Source organism: Lentzea nigeriaca (genome assembly GCF_016907955.1).
GTDB classification, from domain to species: domain Bacteria; phylum Actinomycetota; class Actinomycetes; order Mycobacteriales; family Pseudonocardiaceae; genus Lentzea; species Lentzea nigeriaca.
On sequence record NZ_JAFBCX010000011.1, the window covers coordinates 49242 to 65880 of the forward strand.

The following is a 16639-nucleotide window of genomic DNA, read 5'->3' on the forward strand; positions in this document are numbered from 1 at the left end:
CCCGCGACCTCGCGGAAAGTGCAGTCTTGTTCTTCTTGACAGCCTCAGCCGCTCACCGAAGGCGGAGGTCCGCGCTGCCGTGCAACGTGTAGGCGAGGCCCATCACGTTGCCGCGGCTGATCATCTCCCAGCGGGTCAGCCGCAGCGCCTCGCCCGCGCTGAACCCCGCGGCCAGCCGGGCGAGCACCATGCCGGTCACCCAGCCCGCCATGTCCTGCGGCACAACGGTCTCCGGGCTGATCACGCCCGACGCGCCGCCGTCGGTGAAAGCCCGCACCAGACCGGTCATCGGTGACGTTCCCACCACCAGCGGCTTGCGCGACGGCCAGTGCGGACGCGGCCACACGCCCTCGCGGTCCCAGCGCTCGATCTCCTCGGCGTCGAGGAAACCCTCCCGGAAGTGCAGGTGCACGACGTCCATGGCCTCGTCGGCCAGCGCGCGTCCCAGCTCCGACGGGCTGACGTAGGCCGACGTCACTGCCTCTGGCCGAAGCATCGACATCAGCTCGGTCACGTGTCGTTCGGTCAACGCGCGGTCCATGCCGTGATCGACCGCCATCGACACCGCGAACGGGTGCGGCCGCGCCGACACCAGGGGTACCAGCGGCCCGACCGGCTGCTCCAGTACGCACGACAGGCCCCAGAAACCGAAGGGGCACAAGATGTTTCCGCTGTGGTCGGACACCGGGCAGTGCGCGGGCACCTCTCCCCCGGCACCGAACGGACCGAACTGGCCCACGGACGCGCACAACCGATACGGGCCGTCCTGGAACGGCAGGTCGTAGATCAACGACCACGGCACCGTGCCCGAGGTCACGTCGGCGATCATCACCCCGGCCGGACGGCCACCGGCACGGGCCAGCCGCCGGATCCGCTCCGCCGGCGCATCGGAGCCGAAGAGCCGCGAGCACAGCGCGGACCCCTGCCGGGCCAGCGCCGCGAGATCTTCGCAGAAGGCCGGGAAGTCCTTGCCGTACCAGGGATCCAGCCCTGTCACGTGCGGCAGCGAGCGCGGCAGGTCACCCAGGTCCAGGCTGATCCACGACGGCAGCCCGCCGGACGCCACCAGCGCCCGCTCGCCGAGCACCATGATCGACGCGACCCGCGACGACAACGGTTCGAGGTCCGCGAACGTCCGCGACAACCGGAACCTCGGCGTCGCACGGGAGTCACCGCCCCCGACCGGCAGCACGACCCGCTGCACGTGCACCGGCACCACACCGGAGTAGATGACCAGCTCACCGCTCCACGGCACCGACGCGTACGGCGTCGTGACCGGAAAACTCACCCACGGGCCGGAACCCTCGGCGGGCAGCACGAACGACTCGGACTGCACCGCGCGCCCGTTCATGCCGAGCACGGCCCGCAGCTCCAGGTCGCACGGCAGAGCGGCCGCGTGCTGCCCGACGCGCACCCACACCTCGTAGTCCGCGCCCGGCCGCAACGCTCCCGCGATGCCTTCGGTGGCACCGGGCAACGCGACCATCACGGTGACCACGCGATCGTCGGGCGCGGGCGGTTCCGGCAGGGCGGTGAAGCGAACGAGGCGACGCCGTTCCAGCTCGCGGAACTGCCACAGCGCGTCCTCGACCCGCCCCTCCCCGGCACCACGAGGCTCCGCGATCACGACGTGCGGCGCACTCCACCCGATGAACGCGGAAGCGGGATCGACGCCCGGCACCCACGTGTGCACGGCGGTGAACAGCACGACCGGCCGCCCGAGCCGGCGCAGTGCCTGCACGACCGGAGCTGTGTCCCAGGAACGCGTGTCGTGCAACGCGACCACGTCGCCCACGACGTCGGTGATCGACGGCAACGACGAGGCCGACGGGAAGTGGCGGAGATCCAGCACGGCGAGCCGCAGCACGCGCACCCGCGTGGTGATCACCGCGGACGCCGCGTGTCCGACCGGGAGACCGTGGCTGACCTGGGCCCACCCGCCGGGATCCGTTACGACGAGCAGGGACTTCGTGGCGACGAGCGCGGCGGCGAACTCCAGCGGCGCGCCTTCGCCGCCGGAGACGGTGAACTCAACGGGCGCCACAGCCGTACGCCTGGAGGTGCAGCTAGAACGGCCAGCCAAGCACCGGCAACCCGACCACCGCGTCGACGGCGAGACCGCAGAACACGAGCATCAGGTAGAGGTTCGACATGTGGAAGAACTTCATGGTGTTCGTGGACCCGCCGCGGCGCACGACGTTGTGCAGCTTGTGCGCGAAGACGGCGAACCACAGGCCCGACAGGGCCGCCACCGCCACGTAGATCCACGAGGTGACGGGAGCGAGGGCGAGCGTGCAGACGACGGTGATCCAGCTGTAGATCACGATCTGCCGCGTCACCTGCGCAGCTGTGGCCACCACGGGCAGCATCGGCACGCCTGCCCTGGCGTAGTCCTCCTTGAACTTCATGGCGAGGGCCCAGGTGTGTGGCGGAGTCCAGAAGAAGATGACTCCGAACATCACGAGGGCCGGCCACTCCACCGTGCCCGTCACCGCGCTCCAGCCGATGATGACCGGCATGCACCCCGCCATGCCGCCCCAGATGATGTTCTGGGAGGTGCGGCGCTTGAGCACCAGCGTGTAGACGAAGATGTAGAAGAGGATCGTCGCCACCGCGAAGGCGGCCGACATCAGGTTGACGAAGATCCAGAGGAACGCGAACGAGACGACGCCGAGCACGATGCCGAAGATCAGGGCGTTGCGCGGCGGGATGGCGTTCTGGGCGAGCGGCCGGGCCGTCGTCCGCTTCATGACCGAGTCGATGTCGGCGTCGACGAAGCAGTTGAGGGCATTTGCCGACCCCGCGGCGAGGGTGCCGCCGGTCAGCGTGCAGGCGATCAGCCACAGCGGCGGGAGGCCGTGCTGGGCGAGCAGCATCGCGGGGATCGTCGTGATCAGCAGGAGCTCGATGACCCGCGGCTTGGTCAGCGCCACGTAGGCGCTCACGACCTGGCGAGGCGACCTGGAAGGAGCCTCGAGGACGGCACTCATCGCGGGGACGCTCCTCGTGTCGAGACAGGTGTGAAATCCAGCGACTGATGGTAACCGCGCAAAGAATTCACAGCCCGTTCGGGTGCCGGTGTGCCTGGGCACACACCCACCTGAGACCTTTCAGAGCAACATCCGGATCTCGCAGGACTAGGCTGGCCGAAGGACGAGGGAGAGACGCGGGTCAGGCTACTCGGGATCGATCAAGCCTGCCCGCCCTAGCGACAAGAGTGGAGCTGTAAGTCCGTGACCGTCACCGACGACATCACCCGGCTCACCAAGGCCGATCTGCCCGACGACTGGACGGAGCTGGACAAGCGTGCCGTCGACACCGCGCGGCTGCTCGCGGCGGACGCGGTGCAGAAGGTCGGCAACGGGCACCCCGGCACCGCCATGAGCCTCGCGCCGCTCGCGTACACGCTGTTCCAGCGCGTGCTGCGGCACGACCCGGCCGACCCGGACTGGATCGGCCGCGACCGGTTCGTGCTGTCCGCCGGCCACTCCAGCCTGACGCTGTACGTGCAGCTGTACCTCTCCGGCTACGGCCTCGAGCTGGACGACCTCAAGGCGCTGCGCACGTGGGGCTCGAAGACCCCCGGCCACCCCGAGCACGGTCACACCAGGGGCGTCGAGATCACGACCGGCCCGCTGGGCTCGGGCCTCGCCTCCGCGGTCGGCATGGCGATGGCCGCCCGCCGCGAGCGCGGCCTGTTCGACCCGGACGCCGCGCCGGGCCAGAGCCCGTTCGACCACAACATCTACGTGATCGCCTCCGACGGTGACATCGAGGAGGGCGTCACCTCCGAGGCGTCGTCGCTCGCCGGCACGCAGCAGCTGGGCAACCTGATCGTCTTCTACGACGACAACAAGATCTCGATCGAGGACGACACCACGATCGCGCTGTCCGAGGACACCGCGAAGCGCTACGAGGCCTACGGCTGGCACGTCCAGGTCGTGGAGTCCGGCGAGAACGTCAAGGGCATCCTCGAAGCGATCGAGAACGCGAAGGCGGAGACCGAGCGCCCCTCGTTCATCCTGCTGCGCACGATCATCGGCTACCCGGCGCCGAACAAGCAGAACACCGGTGCCGCGCACGGTGCGGCGCTGGGCGCCGACGAGGTCAAGGCCACCAAGGAGATCCTCGGCTTCGACCCGGAGCAGACCTTCGAGGTCGCCGACAAGGTGCTCGACCACACCCGCGAGGTCGTCAAGCGCGGCGAGCTCGCCAAGGCCGAGTGGCAGAAGTCGTTCGACGCGTGGGCCGCGGCCAACCCGGAGAACAAGAAGCTGCTGGACCGCCTCGTCGCCCGCGAGCTGCCCGAGGGCTGGGCGGACGCGCTGCCGGTCTACCCGGTCGACGCCAAGGGCGTCCCGACCCGCAAGGCCTCCGGTGAGGTCATCAACGCGCTCGCCGGCGCGCTGCCCGAGCTGTGGGGCGGTTCCGCCGACCTCGCCGAGTCGAACCTGACGACCATCAAGGGCGCCAAGTCGTTCGGCCCGGAGTCGATCTCCACCGGCATGTGGAAGGCCGACCCGTACGGCCGCGTGCTGCACTTCGGTGTCCGCGAGCACGCGATGGGCGCGATCCTCAACGGCATCGCCCTGCACGGCCCGACCCGCCCGTTCGGCGGCACGTTCCTGGTGTTCTCCGACTACATGCGCCCGTCCGTGCGGCTCGCGGCGATCATGCAGGCGGCCGTCACCTACGTGTGGACGCACGACTCGATCGGTCTCGGCGAGGACGGCCCGACGCACCAGCCGATCGAGCACCTCGCGGCCCTGCGCGCGATCCCGGACTTCGCGGTCGTCCGCCCCGGTGACGCCAACGAGACCGCCTACGCGTGGAAGGCGACGCTGGAGCAGTTCGGCCCGGTCGGCCTCGCGCTGACCCGCCAGAACGTCCCGACGCTTCCGGGCACCTCCGCGGAGGGCGTGAAGCGCGGTGGTTACGTGCTCTTCGGTGACGACAACCCGGAGATCGTGATCATCGGTACTGGCTCTGAGCTGCAGGTTGCCGCCGAGGCCGGGAAGGTTCTGCAGGGCGAGGGCGTTGCAGTGCGTGTGGTGTCCATGCCTTCCATCGACTGGTTCGAGAAGCAGGACGCCGAGTACCGCGAGTCGGTCATCCCGCCGTCGGTGAAGGCACGTGTCGCTGTCGAGGCCGGCATCGCGCAGCCGTGGTACCGCTACGTCGGCGACGCGGGCGAGATCGTGTCGATCGAGCACTTCGGCGCATCGGCCGACTACCAGACGTTGTTCAAGGAGTTCGGCTTCACGACGGAGAACGTCGTCGCCGCCGCCCGCCGTTCCCTTGACCGAGTGAGGGGTTGATTCAGTGAGCAAGCCGAATCTTGCCGCGCTGTCCGGCGCCGGTGTGTCCATCTGGCTGGACGACCTGTCCCGTGAACGGCTCACCAGCGGCAACCTGGACGAGCTGATCCGCGAGTGGAACGTCGTCGGCGTCACGACGAACCCGACGATCTTCGCGGGCGCGCTGTCCAAGGGCGAGTCCTACGACGAGCAGGTCCGCGAGCTCGCCAACCGGGGTGCCGACACCGAGGCGACCATCCGCGAGGTCACCACGACGGACGTCCGCAACGCGTGCGACAAGTTCCGCGACATCTACAACTCGACGAACGGTGTGGACGGCCGCGTCTCCATCGAGGTCGACCCGCGCCTGGCGTTCGACACGGACAAGACCGTGGCCGAGGCGCAGGACCTGTGGAAGACCGTGGACCGGCCGAACCTGCTGGTGAAGATCCCGGCCACCGAGGCGGGCCTGCCCGCGATCACGAAGACGATCGCCGAGGGCATCTCCGTCAACGTCACGCTGATCTTCTCCGTCGAGCGCTACCAGAAGGTCATGGAGGCGTACCTCGACGGCCTGGAGCAGGCCAAGGCGAACGGTCACGACCTGCGCTCGATCCACTCGGTCGCCTCGTTCTTCGTGTCCCGCGTGGACACCGAGATCGACAAGCGCCTGGACGCGATCGGTACGGACGAGGCCAAGGCACTGCGCGGCAAGGCAGCGCTCGCGAACGCGTGGATCGCCTACGGAGCGTTCGAGAAGACGTTCCGGGGCGAGCGCTGGGAGGCTTTGAAGGCCGACGGTGCCAACGCGCAGCGTCCGCTGTGGGCGTCGACCGGCGTGAAGGACCCGAGCTACTCCCCCACCCTCTACGTCGACCAGCTCGTCGTCTCCGACGTCGTGAACACGATGCCGGAGAAGACGCTGCACGCCGTCGCGGACGCGGGCAAGATCACCGGTGACACGGTCACCGGACGCGCCGCTGAGGGCCAGGAGGTGTTCGACCAGCTCGCCGCCGTGGGAATCGACCTGCAGGACGTGTTCGTGGTCCTGGAGACCGAGGGCGTCGAGAAGTTCGAGAAGTCCTGGGAAGAGTTGCTCGAGACGGTGACGAACCAACTGGCTCAACTGAAGGGCTGATCACGAAGTGACCTCCGTCGACATCGTGAGGTCACCGAACGCCGACCAGGTCAGCACGATCGCTGCTGACCTGGTCGCGGATTCGGTGCCGAGCAAGCTGACCGCGCAGGACCCGACCCTGTGGGGGCCGGAAGCCGAGTCCGAGGCGAGCATTCGTCTGTCGTGGACGACGTTGCACGAGACGTCCCGTTCACTGCTCCCCGAGCTCAAGGCCCTGCGCGAGGAACTGCACGCCGAGGGCGTCGACCGCGTCGTGCTCGCCGGGATGGGCGGCTCGTCGCTCGCCCCCGAGGTGATCACGCGGACCGCCGGCGTTCCGCTGGTCGTGCTGGACACCACCGATCCCGCCCAGGTCGCCGACGCTCTCGCCGGTGACCTCGAGCGCACGGTGATCGTGGTGTCGTCCAAGTCCGGTGGCACCGTCGAGACCGACAGCCACCGGCGCATCTTCGAGAAGGCTTTCGCGGACGCCGGCATCGACGCCGCGTCGCGCATCGTGGTGGTCACCGACCCCGGTTCGCCGTTGCAGAAGGCGTCCGAGGAAGCGGGCTACCGCAAGGTGTTCCTGGCCGACCCGCACGTGGGTGGCCGCTACTCCGCGCTGACCGCGTTCGGTCTGGTGCCGTCGTACCTGGCCGGTGCCGACGTCGAGGCGCTGCTCGACGAGGCGGCGGAGGAGGCCAAGGTCCTCGCGCAGGACTCGGTCGAGAACCCCGCCGTCGTGCTGGCCGCGATCTTCGGTGCCGCGCACGCGAACGGCGCGGAGAAGATCGTGTTCGCCGACACCGGTTCCGGCATCGTCGGGTTCGGTGACTGGGCCGAGCAGCTGATCGCCGAGTCGACCGGCAAGAACGGCACCGGCCTGCTGCCGGTCGTCGTCGAGGGTCCCGGGGCTCCCGGCTTCGTGGACGCGCGTTCGGACGCCACGACCGTCGCGATCGGACCGGCCACCGGCTCCGCCAACGTGGCCGTCGAGGGTCCGCTGGGCGCGCAGTTCCTGTTGTGGGAGTACGCGACCGCGCTCGTCGGCCGCGTGCTCGGGATCAACCCGTTCGACCAGCCCGACGTCGAGGCCGCGAAGAAGGCCGCTCGCGCGCTGCTCGACGCGCCGGTCGCGTCGGCGTCCTCTCCGTCCTTTGTGGACGGACCGGTCGAGGGCCACGGCACGGACTGGGCGCCGCGCAAGGTGAACACCGTCGCGGAAGCGCTCGCGGCGCTGGTCGAAGTGGCGCCCGACCACGGCTACATCTCGGTTCAGGCGTACCTGGACAGGATCGACGACGCGTCGTTCGAGCTGCTCCGTGCGGAGATCGCGAAGAGGACGCACCTGCAGACCACGTTCGGCTGGGGTCCGCGGTTCCTGCACTCGACCGGCCAGTACCACAAGGGCGGTCACCAGAACGGCGTGTTCATCCAGATCACCGGCGAGTCCGGCGACGACCTGGAGGTGCCCGGCCGTCCGTACACGCTGGCGCAGCTGCAGCTCGCGCAGGCGCTCGGCGACGGCCAGGTGCTGGCCGAACACGGTCGTCCGGTGCTGCGGTTGCACCTGGAGGACCGCATCGCAGGTCTGGCCCAGCTCGTCGAGGCAGTCCAGGAGGACGGCTCGTGACCTCATCCGACAAGTGGCGCAACCCGCTGCGGGACGCGGCGGACAAGCGCCTGCCCCGCATCGCGGGCCCGAGCGCGCTGGTCATCTTCGGTGTCACCGGTGACCTGTCGCGCAAGAAGCTCATGCCCGCGATCTACGACCTCGCGAACCGGGGTCTGCTGCCGCCGGGCTTCGGTCTCGTCGGCTTCGCCCGCCGCGACTGGGCCGACCAGGACTTCATGGAGGTCGTGCACGACGCGGTGAAGGAGCACGCCCGCACGCCGTTCAACGAGCACGTGTGGTCGCAGCTCGCCGAGGGCATCCGGTTCGTGCAGGGCACGTTCGACGACGACCAGGCGTTCGACAACCTGGCCTCGTGCCTGGCGGCGCTGGACTCCGAGCGCGGCACGGGCGGCAACCACGCGTTCTACCTGTCGATCCCGCCGAGCGCGTTCCCGACGGTGATCAACCAGCTCAAGCGCGCCGGGCTCGCCCAGACGTCGCGTGACCAGTGGCGTCGCGTGGTCATCGAGAAGCCGTTCGGCCACGACCTCTCCTCGGCCAAGGAGCTCAACCGCACGGTCAACGAGGTGTTCCCCGAGGAGTCGGTGTTCCGCATCGACCACTACCTCGGCAAGGAGACCGTGCAGAACATCCTGGCGCTGCGGTTCGCGAACCAGCTGTACGAACCCATCTGGAACTCGAACTACGTCGACCACGTGCAGATCACCATGGCCGAGGACATCGGTCTCGGTGGCCGCGCGGGCTACTACGACGGCATCGGCGCGACGCGGGACGTCATCCAGAACCACCTCCTGCAGCTGCTCGCGCTGATCGCGATGGAGGAGCCGGTCTCCTTCAAGCCGTCCGATCTGCGGGCGGAGAAGGTGAAGATCCTCTCGGCGACGCGTCCCGCGCAGCCGTTCGAGGAGACCACCGCGCGGGGCCAGTACACCGGTGGCTGGCAGGGCGGCCAGAAGGTCCCAGGTCTGCTGGAGGAGGGCGGGTTCTCGCCCGAGTCGAAGACCGAGACGTTCGGCGCGATCACCTGTGAGATCAACACGCGTCGCTGGGCCGGGGTGCCGTTCTTCCTGCGCACCGGCAAGCGGCTGGGCCGTCGCGTCACCGAGGTCGCCGTCGTGTTCAAGCGCGCGCCGCACCTGCCGTTCGACGACACCGCGACCGAGGAACTCGGCCAGAACGCCCTGGTGGTCCGGGTTCAGCCGGACGAAGGCGTGACCATCCGGTTCGGCTCGAAGGTGCCGGGCAACACGATGGAGGTCCGCGACGTCACGATGGACTTCGGCTACGGCCACTCGTTCACCGAGTCGTCGCCGGAGGCCTACGAGCGGCTGCTGCTCGACGTGCTGCTCGGTGAGCCGTCGCTGTTCCCGAAGAACGACGAGGTCGAGCTGTCCTGGGAGATCCTGGATCCCGTTCTGGACTTCTGGGCTCGCAAGGACGAACCGGCTTTGGAGAAGTACAAGGCAGGCACCTGGGGTCCGCCGTCGGCGGACGCGATGACCGCCAGGACCGGAAGGCACTGGAGGCGTCCGTGATCATCGACCTTCCCTCGACCACCACGTCCCAGATCAACTCGCGGCTGGTCCGGCTGCGGGACGAAGGCGGCGCGACGACGCTCGGTCGCGTGCTGACCCTCGTCATCGTGACCGAGGACGGCCAGCGCACCGACGCCGCGATCGACGCGGCCAACGACGCCTCGCGCGAACACCCGTGTCGCGTGATCGTCGTGGCCCGCGGTGCTCGCCAGGCAGCTCCACGTCTCGACGCGCAGATCCGTGTCGGCGGCGACGCGGGAGCGTCAGAGGTTGTCGTTCTTCGTCTGTACGGCGAGCTCGCCAAGGAGGGCGCGTCCTGCGTGATGCCGCTGCTCCTGCCCGACACCCCGGTCGTGGCGTGGTGGCCGTTCGACGCGCCGGTCTCGCCGTCGAAGGACCCGATCGGCCAGCTCGCGCAGCGCCGCATCACGGACGCGGCAGCCGAGAAGAACCCGATCAAGGCCCTGGAGTCCCGCCGCGCCCACTACGCGCCGGGCGACACGGACCTGGCGTGGACGCGCCTGACGTTGTGGCGCGCCATGCTCGCCGCGTCCCTGGACCTGCCGCCGTACGAGAAGATCATCGAAGCCGAGGTCACCGGCGAGGCCGACTCGCCGTCGACCGACCTGCTGGCCGCGTGGCTGACCGACAAGCTGAAGGTCCCGGCTCGTCGCTTCAAGGCCACGTCGGGCGAGGGCATCGTGCAGGTCCGGCTGGGCCGCGCGTCCGGCGACGTGGATCTGATTCGCCCGGACGGCAAGGTGGGCACGCTGTCCCAGCCCGGCCAGCCGTCGCGGCGAGTTGCCCTGCAGCGTCGTTCGATCCGCGACTGCCTGGCGGAGGAACTGCGCCGATTGGACCCGGACGAGGTGTACGCGGCAGCCCTGAAGTCGCTGTCGAAGGTCGCGAAGGGCCGCCCGGCGACCGCGAAGCCGGAGACCCCCGAGGCCACCAACGGCGCTGCTCCCGCTTCGAAGAAGTCCAAGGCGAAGGCGAGTTCGTGAGCAATCCGCAAGTGGTGGTCCACCGCGACGGCGACCTCCTGGCCGCCGCCGCGGCGGCCCGCCTGGTGACCCGCATGGTCGACGCCCAGGCCGCCCGCGGCTACGCGTCCGTCGTGCTGACCGGCGGCCGCACCGGAACCGCGGTCCTGGAACACCTGAACCGCAACGGCGCCCGCGATGCCGTGGACTGGTCGCGGGTGGATTTGTTCTGGGGTGACGAGCGGTTCCTGCCTTCCGGCCACCCGGAGCGCAACGAAACTCAGGCCCGCGCTGCTTTGTTGGACCACGTGCCGGTGGATCCCGCGCGCGTCCACGTGATGGAGCCCTCGGACGGCAAGTTCGGCGACGACCCGGAAGCCGCCGCTTCGGCTTACGCCGACCTGCTGGCTTCTTTGGCCCGTCCGGAAGACCACGGCGACGTGCCGACGTTCGACGTCTGCATGCTGGGCGTCGGCGAGGAGGGCCACGTCGCCTCGGTGTTCCCCGCTTCTCCCGCCGTGTACGAGAAGGAGCGGACCGTCGTGGCGGTGCGCAACTGCCCGAAGCCGCCGCCCACGCGCGTGTCGCTGACGTTGTCGTCGGTGCGGTGTGCGCAGGAGGTCTGGCTGATGACCACCGGTGAGGCCAAGGCCGCAGCGGTGTCGATGGCACTGACCGGGACGGGCGAGGTGCAGTTGCCGGCTGCGGGGGCTACCGGGCGGCGCCGGACGTTGTGGCTGCTGGACACGGCGGCCGCTTCGAAGGTGCCGGCTTTGTTCAAGCCGCCGCTGGCGTGAGGTTCTCGACGGCCCCCAGACTCTGTTTGGGGGCCGTTTCTCTTTGGGGGGGGAACATGATTGTTCGTTCGGTGGAACTCTCCGACGCTCAGTCCATTTGCGACATCAACCGCGAGGCGCTGGGGTACGAGTTCCCGCTCGTGGACACCCGTGCCCAGCTGGAGCGGATCGTCAAGGCTCCCAACGCGGTGCTGTTCGTGGCGGTGGACGGTGCGGAGGTCGTCGGATACATCCAGCTCAGCGACTACGAGAACACCTACCACCGGCCGTTGAAGAACCTGATCACGCTGGCCGTCTCGCCGCGGCACCAGCGCAAGGGTGCCGGAAGGCTGCTGCTCGAAGCGGGCGAGGAGTGGGCGCGGGCCGACGGTGCCTGCGGGGTGCGGCTGGTGACAGGCCAGAACCGGGTGGACGCGCGGAAGTTCTACGCGGCCAACGGATATGAGGTACGCAAAGAGCAGACGAACCTCATCAAGTGGTGGAGCTGATCAGGTTCTCCATCACGGCGACCGGCAACGACGGGTTCGCCGCCGCAGCCCTCGCCGTGAACTCACTGCCCAGCAGCTCGACGATCTTCGGCACCGGCAGACGGGGATGACCGGCGGCAAGGTGCCGAGCCTGCGCATCCTCCAAGCACAACAACAAAGTCTCCCCCAAAGCCTCCGGATGCCGAGCGATCGCCCGGTACGTCTCCTCGACCCCGCCGGCCCGCAAAGCCATGTGGTGCAACAACTCCGGCGGACAAAGCAGGTTCGACGCCGCCCGCGGGAACAACCGCGAACCGTGCCGCTCGACCAGCTCCCACAGCTGGGCGACGGTCACCAGCGGAGACGCAACGACCGCCGCCGCCACACCGGGATCCGGGTCCGCGACAAGCCGTTGGAACAGCTCCAACGGCAGATCGGGACGCCCGGCCACCAGCATCCGCGCCTGCATCGTGGCTGACGCCGCCAACGTCCGCAGCTCGTCTTCCGAAGCAGACAACACGCGCGGCACCGGCGCGGGCCCGATGCGAGCGGTCTCGACCACCTGGAGCAACAGATCCAGCGGAAGAGCAGGGTTCCGCAACAACGCGCGCCGCAACGCACGGGTGCCCGTCAGCTGACGAAGCAGATCGGCGGGAACCGCCGGATTGGCCGCGAGTTCCGCCAGGATGCCGGGTTCGACCTCCGCCGCGAGCTGTTCGTAGACGTGGCGCGGCAGATCGGTGCGCGAAGCGAGCCAGTAGCGGGCCTCGTGGTGGTGCACCAACCCGGCTGCGACCGGAGCCGGTGTCGCCGGATTCGCCGAGAGTTCGCGAGCAAAACCACCCAGCCGCGCCAGCACGTCACCGGGCGTGTGCGGGCTAGCGGCCAGCGCGCGGCGGACCTCGGTGCTCGGATGCCGGCTCAGCTCGTCGGCCAGCGCAGGAGGCAGCGCGTGGAACGTGACGAGCTCGGCGACCACCTGAAAGTCCGAATCGCGCGCGAGCAGTTCGACCACATCAGGAGGCAACGTGCGGGCCCGCTCCGGGAGCCGGACCTTGAACTCCGGGTGTGCGGCGAGTGCGCGGGCAAACGGAGGGCGGGGCGTCCGGGTGGGCGGTGACCACGAGTGCGACCGACGGGTTCGACCAAGGCACGTCCGCCGGAGCGACCAGGCCTGTCCCCAGCAGCGCCGACACCACCGCGGGGTCCTCGCGAGCCAGGAGAGCCCGCACCTGAGCCGGTGTGAGGTCGGAACGGGCAGCCAGTTCGGGGGTCACCACGGGGTCCGCAAGGACGATCAGGCGGTCGAGCAGCGCGGCGGGCAGGGCGGGGTTCGACGCCAGACCGTCCAGCACGGTGTTCACCAGTTCCCCCAGGTAACACGGCAGGCATTCCCCCCGACAACGCGTATCATCCCGAATCGCGTTGACTAGCGGGGGTTTTGTGGCGAACGGCAGTGCGAAGCGACGTCCCACCATCGGGATGATCACCGCTGGCCCGCTCATCGAGCTCGCCGGCGAGCAGTGGCGCGGTGTCAGTGACGGCGCCCAGCGCCTCGGGTGCGACCTGCTGTGCTTCGCCGGCAGCGAGCTGGACCACCCGGATCCGCACAAACGTCGTGCCAACACTGTTTATGACCTCATCTCGCCGAACCGGATCGATGCGCTCGTCGTGTGGGCTACGCGCGTGGGGCAGCTCGTCGGGACTGGGGGCATGCAGGAGTTCGTCAAGCGGTACGCGCCGATGCCGATTGTGAGTGTGGAGACCTCTCTCGCACAGTGGCCGACCATCTTGATGGACAACCAAGGCGGCATGGAACAGGCCGTCGACCACCTCGTCGAGGTGCACGGCAAACGCCGCATCGCGTTCATCAGGGGGCCGCAAACGCACGCGGGCGCCCAAGAGCGGTTCCAGGGGTACCTGAACTCGTTGCGCAGGCACGGGATTCCGTACGATCCCGACCTCGTCACCATGCCGGGATCGTTCATCTGGGAACCGATCGGCGCAGCCGACGCCGTGCGCAGGATGGTCAGGGGTGTCGCAGGCCCGCCGGACGCCATCGCCGCGGCCAACGACGACTACGCCATCGGCGTCGTGTCCGCGTTGGAGCAGATGGGCTTCCGCACGCCAGAGGACATCGCGGTCGTCGGGTACGACAACCACACCAACGTCCGCACGCACGACCTCGGCTACATGACCGTCACGGGCGACGGGCAGCGCGACCGGGTGCGGCGCGAGGTGAACATCGACGCGGCGACGCCCGCGTTCACCACCGTGCGCGCGCCGTTCCACGAGATGGGGGTCCGTGCCGCGGAGCTGGCGCTGGCGCTCGTCAAGGGTGAACCGACGCCGGCGCGGCAGACCATGCCGACCGAGCTGATCGTCAGGCGGTCGTGCGGCTGCCTGCCGTCCGGGCCCGGCGACCACGCCCCCGCGCACGGCCCGCTGAACATCTCCGAGTCGGCCACGGCGGCGACGGTGGCGGACCACCTGCGCAGCTCGCTCGGACCACTCTCGGCGAAGCTCCCGGACAGCTGGGCCGAGCAGCTGATCGTCGAGCTGATGGCGGCAGGGCGTGGTGAGGTCGAGGGCGCGGAGTTCCTCCAGCTGCTGGCCGAGTACATCCGCGCGAGTGCGCGCGCCGGGTGCCAGCCCGAACGCTGGTGGCCACCGCTGTTCGACCTCCATCGGTTCGTGACGGCACGGATCAGCGACGCCACGCTCATCAACGACCTGTGGCTGCGCGTGCAGCTCCTCGTCGGCGATGCGTTCGCCACGGACGCACGCTTCAAATATCTCTCGCACGAGCGTCACGACCAGACGGTGCGCGAAGCAGGTCAACGGCTCATCGCGTCGCGCGACGTCGACGAGCTGACGAACGCCCTCAACGAGGAACTCCCCCGGCTCGGCATCCCCGGATGCCACGTCATGGCGTACGACACCGCGGGCACGGCGCGCGCGCTCGTCCGGTACGAGGACGGTCAGCTCAAGGACCACCCCGACGGCTCGTTCCCCGCCATCAACCTGACGCCGTACCCGTTCAGGAGGGACAAGCCGTTCAGCGCACTGTGCGTCCCGCTCTACACCGACGAGGACCACCTCGGGTACGTGATCTTCGAGCAGGGCCCGGAACCCGGCTGGATCTACGAGGCCGTGCAGCAGCAGCTCAGCAGCGCATTGCGGGGCATCAGGCTGATGCAGGAACTGAAGGACGCGCGCGCACGGCTCGAAGAACGCGTCGGCGAGACCGAAGCGCAGCTGCGGCACGCGCAGAAGATGGAGGCCATCGGCAGGCTGACCGGTGGCATCGCACACGACTTCAACAACATCCTGACGGTGGTCAACGGCAACAGCGAGATGCTGCTTCGCCGCACCCTGCCCGACGACCCGCGCCGCACGGCCATCGAGGACATCAGGCACGCGGGCGAACGAGCGGCGAACCTGACGAGACAGCTGCTCGCGTTCACCCGCCAGCAGGTGCTGCACCCGGAGTCGCTCGACCTGAAGGAGAACCTCACCAAGGTCCACTCGATGCTCCGCACGCTCGTCGGCGACCGCATCGAGCTGGAGATGGACCTGCCCGACCACGTCGCGCACGTGTGGGCGGACGCGGGTCAGGTCGAGCAGATCCTGTTCAACCTCGCGGTCAACTCGCGCGACGCGATGCCCGACGGCGGCACGCTGCGGATCTCCATCGCGGACACCTCGCTCGGCCACGGCGACACCGGCCGGATCGTCGGCGTCCGGCCGGGCGAGTACGTCGTGCTGCGCGTCCAGGACACCGGCGCGGGCATGGCGCCGGACGTGCAGGCGCAGGTGTTCGAGCCGTACTTCACCACCAAACCGGTCGGCAAGGGCACCGGGCTCGGCCTGTCGACGGTGTTCGGCATCGTGCAGCAGTCCGGTGGGCAGATCGAACTGATCAGCGCGCCCGGTGCGGGCACGACGATCGAGGTCTACCTGCCCGTTCCGCACGACCACGACGGCACGCCGGAAGCACCGTGCGCGCGCAGGGCGACATCGCACCAGGGCGTGGGCACGGTGTTGTTGGTGGAGGACGACGCCCAGGTCCGGATCATGACCCGCCGGTCGCTGGAGACCGCCGGCTACGCGGTGATCGAGGCGAGCGACGGGCAGGAGGCGCTGCAGCTCGCCACGGCGCACCGCAGCACGATCGACCTCGTGCTCACCGACGTCGTGATGCCGAAGATGGGCGGCCCCGAGCTCGTCCGGCTGCTGCGCTCGACCGGCGCGGCACCCGCCGTGATCTACATGTCCGGCTACACGACGGACGAGATCCTCGACGACGAGGTGCTGATCACCAAGCCGTACGTGGAGTCGGAGCTGCTCGAACGCATCAAGACGGTACTGACTCAGGACGCCTGAGCCCGGTTGGCCAGCGCCTGCCGGACCGCCTCCTCGAGCTTCTCCAGGCGGAACGGCTTCTGCAGGTAGCCCGCGATGGTGTGCCCGGCGAACCGGCGCTCGAGCGAGGTGCGGTCGTGGCCGCTGGTCAGCACGACCGGCACGGTCAGGCCCTCGCGCTCCAGCTCGGCCAGCACCTCCTCGCCGGACAGGCCCGGCATGCTGTGGTCGAGCAGCATCGCCCTGATCTCCGCGCTGCGTTCGCGCAGGATCGCGATCGCCTCGACGCCGTCGCTGGCCTGCAGGACCGTGAAGCCGAGTTCCTCGAGCAGGCTGACGGTGTACCTCCGCACGGGGTCCTCGTCCTCTACTACGAGCACCAACCCAGCTTGCGACATGCGCGTCAGTATGCCGGAAAGTATTCGTTCCCTCAGCACGAGGT

Annotated in this window: 13 protein-coding genes; 8 read left to right on the forward strand and 5 right to left on the reverse strand. The window is 69.2% G+C overall.

From position 1 onward, the window contains the following. Positions 1–52 precede the first annotated feature (52 nt). Complete coding sequence (locus tag JOD27_RS31720) at positions 53–2044, reverse strand: hypothetical protein (protein ID WP_204765988.1); 1992 nt, start codon at positions 2042–2044, stop codon at positions 53–55. Between the two features lie 22 nt (positions 2045–2066). Continuing rightward, positions 2067–2990 (reverse strand): heme o synthase, encoded by a 924-nt coding sequence (locus JOD27_RS31725; protein ID WP_204765989.1) that lies wholly within the window; start codon positions 2988–2990, stop codon positions 2067–2069. 243 nt (positions 2991–3233) lie between these two features. On the opposite strand from JOD27_RS31725, the gene tkt reads away from it, so the two are divergent. The 7 genes from tkt to JOD27_RS31760 all read left to right on the forward strand — a co-directional run bounded on the left by tkt (position 3234) and on the right by JOD27_RS31760 (position 11853). Then, positions 3234–5318 (forward strand): transketolase, encoded by a 2085-nt coding sequence (gene tkt, locus JOD27_RS31730; protein ID WP_204765990.1) that lies wholly within the window; start codon positions 3234–3236, stop codon positions 5316–5318. Positions 5319–5322: 4 nt separating this feature from the next. Then, positions 5323–6435, forward strand: coding sequence for a transaldolase (gene tal / locus JOD27_RS31735; protein WP_204765991.1), 1113 nt, complete (start codon positions 5323–5325; stop codon positions 6433–6435). A 25-nt stretch (positions 6436–6460) separates the two neighbouring features. Continuing rightward, positions 6461–8047, forward strand: a complete 1587-nt coding sequence (locus JOD27_RS31740) for a phosphoglucose isomerase-related protein (protein WP_307830442.1) — start codon at positions 6461–6463, stop codon at positions 8045–8047. Then, entirely contained in the window at positions 8044–9585 is a 1542-nt protein-coding gene (gene zwf, locus JOD27_RS31745) for a glucose-6-phosphate dehydrogenase (protein ID WP_204765993.1), read from the forward strand. The genes JOD27_RS31740 and zwf overlap by 4 nt, the downstream gene beginning before the upstream one ends. Next, positions 9582–10589, forward strand: a complete 1008-nt coding sequence (gene opcA, locus JOD27_RS31750) for a glucose-6-phosphate dehydrogenase assembly protein OpcA (protein WP_204765994.1) — start codon at positions 9582–9584, stop codon at positions 10587–10589. The genes zwf and opcA overlap by 4 nt, the downstream gene beginning before the upstream one ends. Beyond that, a complete protein-coding gene (gene pgl, locus JOD27_RS31755) occupies positions 10586–11365 on the forward strand; it encodes a 6-phosphogluconolactonase (RefSeq protein WP_204765995.1) in 780 nt (259 codons plus the stop codon). The genes opcA and pgl overlap by 4 nt, the downstream gene beginning before the upstream one ends. Positions 11366–11436: 71 nt before the next feature. Continuing rightward, the gene (locus tag JOD27_RS31760) at positions 11437–11853 is read left to right on the forward strand and encodes a GNAT family N-acetyltransferase (RefSeq protein WP_204765996.1); all 417 of its coding nucleotides are present in this window, start codon (positions 11437–11439) and stop codon (positions 11851–11853) included. On the opposite strand, the gene JOD27_RS31765 is transcribed toward JOD27_RS31760, so the two are convergent. Continuing rightward, positions 11837–12847 (reverse strand): hypothetical protein, encoded by a 1011-nt coding sequence (locus tag JOD27_RS31765; RefSeq protein ID WP_204765997.1) that lies wholly within the window; start codon positions 12845–12847, stop codon positions 11837–11839. The genes JOD27_RS31760 and JOD27_RS31765 overlap by 17 nt on opposite strands. A 1-nt stretch (position 12848) precedes the next feature. Beyond that, positions 12849–13196: a hypothetical protein gene (locus tag JOD27_RS31770; protein ID WP_204765998.1), complete on the reverse strand. Its 348-nt coding sequence runs from the start codon at positions 13194–13196 to the stop codon at positions 12849–12851. 118 nt (positions 13197–13314) lie between these two features. Here JOD27_RS31770 and JOD27_RS31775 point away from each other — a divergent pair, with 118 nt between their 5' ends. After that, a complete protein-coding gene (locus tag JOD27_RS31775; RefSeq protein WP_204765999.1) occupies positions 13315–16218 on the forward strand; it encodes a substrate-binding domain-containing protein in 2904 nt (967 codons plus the stop codon). On the opposite strand, the gene JOD27_RS31780 is transcribed toward JOD27_RS31775, so the two are convergent. Further along, complete coding sequence (locus JOD27_RS31780) at positions 16206–16595, reverse strand: response regulator (RefSeq protein ID WP_204766000.1); 390 nt, start codon at positions 16593–16595, stop codon at positions 16206–16208. The two genes, JOD27_RS31775 and JOD27_RS31780, sit on opposite strands and share 13 nt — an antisense overlap. Between the last annotated feature and the right edge of the window lie 44 nt (positions 16596–16639).